3 protein-coding genes are annotated in these 6,000 nt (G+C 65.5%); 1 reads left to right on the top strand and 2 read right to left on the bottom strand.

From position 1 onward, the window contains the following. Window positions 1–179: 179 nt before the first annotated feature. A complete protein-coding gene (locus RM479_RS26670; RefSeq protein WP_311514451.1) occupies window positions 180–3,500 on the bottom strand; it encodes a type ISP restriction/modification enzyme in 3,321 nt (1,106 codons plus the stop codon). 705 nt (window positions 3,501–4,205) lie between these two features. Here RM479_RS26670 and RM479_RS26665 point away from each other — a divergent pair. Beyond that, on the top strand, window positions 4,206–4,751 hold the full coding sequence (locus RM479_RS26665) for an NUDIX hydrolase (protein ID WP_311514450.1): 546 nt from the start codon (window positions 4,206–4,208) through the stop codon (window positions 4,749–4,751). Here RM479_RS26665 and RM479_RS26660 read toward each other — a convergent pair. After that, window positions 4,728–5,942: a helix-turn-helix transcriptional regulator gene (locus RM479_RS26660; protein ID WP_311514449.1), complete on the bottom strand. Its 1,215-nt coding sequence runs from the start codon at window positions 5,940–5,942 to the stop codon at window positions 4,728–4,730. The two genes, RM479_RS26665 and RM479_RS26660, sit on opposite strands and share 24 nt — an antisense overlap. Between the last annotated feature and the right edge of the window lie 58 nt (window positions 5,943–6,000).

Genomic DNA, 6,000 nt, shown 5'->3' with positions numbered 1-6,000 from the left:
ACGCAGATGGGGCAGGAGCGCGCGTAGGGGGACGTAGTCACACGAATCGACATCCTGACAGCCGGAGTCACTCTGTGTGGCGGCTTCACAGAGATTGGATCAGAGCCAAACACACTGGCCATTGACAATGGACCGGATGCCCCTATACGGCACATGGTCCTACCGGGACCGCCCCTGGGTCACATCAGGGTCTCCTGGCCTGCTTGTGTGTTGGGCCTGCTCGTGGCCAGGCTGTAGTTGGGTTTGCGGTCTCTGGTGGTCTGCGGGAACTTGACCCCTGTGGCCGCCAGTTCGCTTGCAGTGATCAGCGGACCGGAGAGTACCCGCTCCAGAAGAGCGGCCTGGGCCTCTTCCAGTTCGGTGACGCGGCGCAATGCGGTGAGCAACTCGTTGAACTCGGTGATCCACTCCCGCGGCCAGGTCTGAAGGTGCAGTTCATCGAGCGGGCTGGTCTTCTTCCCGCCCGGGTTGACCTTGCGGTAGGAGAACCAGTTCCTGATGACGTTCATCCCGCCCACGTCGTAGGCCCACATGCGTGCCGTGACCGGACCGAACGAGCCCTGGCCGACGTGAAGGATGCCTTCGCCGTCCGGGCTTTCGGTATAGGTGAGCTTGTCGGGCAGGCCCTCGCCCAGGGGGGTGAGGCTCCTGGGCCTGCGGGGGTCTGAGACGTCGAAGGTTATGTCTCCCTTGGACCGACCTGCGGCGGGGTCAGTGAAGGCTTCGCCGTAGGTGCAGGCCCAGACCAGCTCGCGCCCGATCCTGACGGCTTCGTGCCACACCTTGCCGTCAGCGGTCAGGGGGATGCGGACGCCGGGGGTGGTGAGCTCATCGGTGAAGCGCTGGGTGAAGGCTGGGTGGGAGCTGACGGCGGCGACGTAGGCGGCCAGGTCCCCAGCGGTAACGGGTGCTCCGAGCCTGTCGGCGAGACAGGCAAGGAGACGGGGGGCTGTGTTGTCTGCTCCGGAGGGATGCAGCAAGGGCAGGACTCGGCCGCCGCGGACGTTGAAGTGGTGCATGTCTGGGATGAGCGTGGAGAAGACCACCGCGGGACCGGAACTGATGGCCTGGGAGTGCTGTTCGTTGAGGAAGAGCTGATCAGGGGCCAGACGACCTCGCCACAGGTCAGGACTAGGCCCATGAAACAGCCGGTTGTCCGGAATGACCCACTGTCGGTCAAAGGAGCGGTAAGCCACACGGACTGGTTCGGCCACAGGCCCTTTCTCCTTCTCGATCGTTGACGAGTGGGCAGGAAAACCAGGAAGGGGGCCCACCACCGTTCCCAGCTTCCTGTCACGGCTTTCCTTGAAGAGCACGCGCTTCCTCTCCCTGTCCTTCTCGTCCACCAGATGCTGCCAGCGCTGTACCAGTAGCTGTGGGGAGGGGGCGTAGACCCAGGTCCGGTTCGGTTTCATCCCGGGCGCGGTCCAGCAGAACAGGTCGCCCAGGGCCGGGTAGTCGTCCCAGGCCGATTCTGCTGCGGGCAGGAAGGGCGCTTCCGCCTCGGTGCGCGTCCAACGCCAGGAGCCGTTCTCCAGGCTCAAGTTCGCGAGTTGGGTGTACTTGTCCTCCCTCCGTCCGGTGACCTCGGTGTAGCGGACCTGGGCCGGCACGTTGGGGTCGGTGTCGGCGCGGCGCACGAAGATCGCTATGGCCAGAGGATGCTGCACGCCTGGGAAAATCCGGGTGGGCACGTCCGGTCGCATCCCCTCGGGGGAGACGTTGATGACCCACCCCTGCGAGCACGTCTTCCTCAGGTAGCGGCGCATGCCCTTGAAACCGGGCCCCTTGAGGTAGCCGCTGGTGGTGATGAAGCAGATCACGCCGTGCCGGTCCTGGTCGTGGGCCTCGAAGACCTTCCAGGCAGCCCAGGCCCAGAAGTAGACGTAGAGGTTCTTCAGCACGTACTCCAGACGCCCGTTGCCCTCCTTGCGGAAGAGCTCCAAAGGGGCGGGGCCGGTGGCGTTCTTGGAGCCCGACTCCACCCAGCCGCCCAGATCTTCGGCGCGTTCACGGTAGGGCGGGTTGCCGATGACCACGGTGACGGGGGTGTCGGACTTGATCCGGTTGGCCTGCTTGTGGGACTTGGACAGTGCGGTCAGCCCCGGCAGAGCCACCGTCTCCTCATAGGGGTCATCCAGGGTGTTGGTCACGTGCAGGCGCAAACCCTCGGGGGGCAGTCGCGCCTGGTGGCTCTTGAGCAGGTCCACCGTGCGCATCTCAGCGACCGTGTAGGGGCCCATCTGCAGCTCGAAACCGATCAGGCGCCGGGCCAGGTCGCTGATGGAGGGGCCTACCGCCCCGGGTCCCTGGTCCTGGGCGGCCCGGCGTGCGGCGTGGTCGATGACGGAGTGCAGGTAAGTGCCGGTCCCCATCGCCGGGTCGACGGTGGTCACCGAGGGGGACAGGTAGCCTTCCGAAGCGCCCAGATGGGCGGTCAGTACCTCGTCGGTGAGGCGGACCATGGTCTGGACGACTTCGACGGGCGTGTAGTAGGAGCCCGATTCCTTACGCAGGTCGGGATCGTAGACGCCCAAGAAGGATTCGTACAGGTGCAGATAGGCATCGTCGCGGTTGTCCCAGATGGGTCCCCAGTCCACCGCGCCGATCACGCGGCGCAGCAGGTCCAGGGTGACCTGGAAGGTCTCCACGGCGCTTTCAGAGAGCAGTTTCAGCGCCTGGCTCATCAGCGAGTGGGCGCTCTTCTTTCCCAGCAAGAGGGCGATCTGGTGGGCGGGCAGCGCAGCGACGTCGATGCCTTCGGTGCGGGCCAGAAGCAGGGCGAAGGTCAGGGTCTGGGCGTAGCCGTCGGCGAAGACCGCGTCGGTGGCGCTGGGAAAGAGCAGGTTGCGCCAGCTCTTGGCGAGCAGGGAGAAGGGCTGGTCGTCGGGGTCGGAACCGGCTTCAACGGCTAGATGTTCGACGGCGAGTTGTTCTAGCACGGATTCGCGCAGAAGACGGCACAGCGGGGCCACGGCGTGAACCAGTTGGTCGGCGGTGGTGATGGGCGGCGGGCTCCAGCGGAGAAACTCGCGCAGGAGTGGTTCGGCGCTCAGGTCTTGGGGAGCCAGGTCTGCTCCGGCCGTATACAGGTCCGGGACGAAGGAAGCGCTGAGGGCCAATTCTCCGTGACGGTAGAGCCGCCAATGAGTGCCGTTGGTGTAGAGCAGGTTGGGCAGGTCCTGGAGCTGCTCCCACTGGCGTTTGTTGTGTCCGGTGAAGCGCTCCGGGGCCAGGCTCTCACCTGGCTTTTTAAGCTCGACGTGGCCGGTGATCGCCCCGTCGACGCGAATCGCGAAGTCGGGACGGGCCCGCGTCTGCTTCATGCGTGCTTCGTCGTGCGCGATGACTGGGAGTCCGAGTTGCCTGCCGACTGTCACCAGGAATCGCTCGCTGGGGCCGCGGATCGCCGCCTCCGGCTGACCTGCGCTTTCTTGCAGCTTCTGAGCACAATGCGTGCCGAACTCTGATACAGCATCCAGCAGCCACTTGGGCCCCACGCGCCACCTCGCTCACACACCATATTTGGTCATGAGCGGTCATTCTCTTATGAAACCAGAATTATGGCCATAGTGTGATTTTTTTGAAGTGGTAGGCATAAGGTCCTGATCTTCGTATTGGGTGTTATTTGTGACTATCTGATGGTGGTGCTCAGAGTGACATTTTGAGACTTGGGGTTATTCTCGCAGCTCATCGGCTGGTATGTCTTCGGTGAGCTTCGTGAACAGGTGGTGGAGGCAGAGCTTGAATCCCGTGACCTTCGGAGCGCCGCAGTAGCGACTGCCCGCCGGGGTCCCGTACTCGGTCTGCTCGTCGCATTGGCCTGGGCGTAGGTATCGGTGGGGTATGTTCCTGTGCTGCACTTCGGGAACAGGACCATCGACGAGTGCCTGTAGTTCCGCTTCGTTCATATCGTCTCTTCGTGTTGGTGTGCCTGGGGTCGGTGTGTACGGGGCAAAGCCTTCACCCGCCGATGTGGTGGGTGGTGCCAACTCTGTGTCGAGCCCGATGGTGGGGCCCGTGAAGGATGGTTGGCCAGGCCCATCCTCTATTTTCGTTCACCAGTACGACAAATGTGCGCTGTAACGTACCAATCGGCGTGTTTCGGTAGAACTTGGCTGTAGGTCACACGTCGCAACGCGCCTTCGCGGAACACCGTGGGCCCAGCCGTAAGCAGAGGTGCGTCATCGCGGTAGTTTCGGGGCATGGACGGGACCGAGGACGGCCGGGGCCACTGGGTAGTGCACGGTGAGTGCACACTTTATGACAGCCCGTGGGTGCGGTTAGGCAAGGCGGACATCACCACGCCCTCCGGGGACAGGTTCGAGCACCACACGGTCACGCTGCCCTCGGCCGCGGTGATCGCCATCCTGGACCGGTCCGGTGAGCACGTCCTGATGAGTTACCGGCACCGGTTCGTGCCCGATGTGTGGGGGTGGGAGTTGCCCGGTGGCCTCCTGGACCCCGAGGAGACACCGGAGCAGACGGCCGTGCGTGAGGCCTTGGAGGAGACCGGCCAGCGGGTCGGCTCGGTGGAGCACGTGGCCACCTTCGAGCCGATGATCGGCACGGTCCGCAGCCCCCACCATGTGTTCGTCGGCCGTTGCGCCGAGCTGGTAGCGGAGCCGACCGAGTTCGATGAGGGCGTCTACGAGTGGGTGCCTTTGGCCAAGGTCCGCAGCCTGATCTCCGAGGGGCGCATCCAGAGCTCAGGCACCCTCATCGCCCTACTCCACATTCTCGCCTCCTGAGGTTCTTCTCTGCGGGAGCAGGCGGGCCAACCGGGTCCGTTGGCGGACGGAGCCGGACTTGTCCGACAGCTCTGCGGCGCGTCGTGCCTGGCGGTGGGCCTGGGTGGTGTCGCCATGGGCGGCGTAGGCCAAGGCCAGATCGGTGCGCAGTCCGGCCTCGGCACGTCCGAGTTCCAGCGGGGCGATGCCGTCGAGCGCGCGGGTGAGGTCCTCGATCGCCTCATCGTGTCCGAGGTGTGCCAGGCAGTGCCCGCGCCAGCGGAGCAGGTGGGTGTGGTCCAGCATGAGGAATGGCAGGGAAGGGTCGTGGGGTTCTGGGGGTAGCAAGGAGAACGCGTGCTCCAGGGCCCGCTGAGTCTCGGCTTCGTGTCCCAGCGCGGCGTGCACCTCGCCTTCGGCGGCCCACAGCCACGAGGACAGCAGGGCGGGCAGTGACGTTCCCGATCTGTTGCGCGCGGCCCTGAGGGTGGCGAGGGCTTCGCGCTCACGTCCGCTGTCCAGGAGAACGTAGACCTGTTCGGCGCTCACATGCGCCAGGACGGTCGCATCGTCACTTTCCCGGGCTGCTGCCTTGGCGATCTCGTAGTAGCGCCAGGCGGTGGAGGCGCGCCCGGAGTCGAGGGCCTGCCACCCGGTCAGGGACGCGGCCTCCGCGAGGGCCTGGGCGAGGCCGCGTCGTACGGGGCCGGGGAGCGAGTGCCGCAGCAGGTCGTGCATCTGCCGGACATGCGCCTGGCTCTGGGCCAAGAGGTAGTGTGCCCCCAGTTTGCGGTCGATCAGGCGCAGGTTCTGCGTCTGGGCCTCGAAGAGCCCGATGAGCGACTGATCGACGGAGGCGATGTCCAAGCGCTCTCGCAGGGGCCCCGACAGATCGGAGTCGGCCGCGCTGGCCGCTGCCGGAGACCGGGGCGCCAGCCCGAACAGGATCCGTGCGTGGTCGGGCATGCCGAGGCCGTCGGCGATCCTTTCGATCAGCTGGAGCGAGCCGACCGTCCGCTTTCCGCTCAGGATCTCGCTCACCCGCCCCTGAGCGATGCCGGTCGCCGAGGCGATCCGGGTCTGACTCGCACCGTGCGCCTGAGCCAGTCGGAGCAGGCCGGGCACATCGCGGTCCCGCAGTAGCCGCTGCGTCTGCGGCCTCTCCCACGCCCATGCCGGAATGTCGATGTCCTCCCAGGATCGACCGGGCACGGCTTCCCCTTTTCCTTCGCGGGGCGGATCGGATGGGACCCCGATTATCCCGGGAGGG

The sequence above is a fragment of the Nocardiopsis lambiniae genome, assembly GCF_031845465.1.
In the GTDB taxonomy this organism is placed as follows: domain Bacteria; phylum Actinomycetota; class Actinomycetes; order Streptosporangiales; family Streptosporangiaceae; genus Nocardiopsis; species Nocardiopsis lambiniae.
The sequence above is the reverse complement of the archived record's forward strand: the minus strand, read 5'-3'. Positions and strand labels throughout refer to the sequence as shown.

Bases quoted from the DNA above. Each gene is read 5' to 3' on its own strand.
- RM479_RS26665 (WP_311514450.1), top strand. From the start codon at position 4,206: ATGGACGGGACCGAGGACGGCCGGGGCCACTGGGTAGTGCACGGTGAG.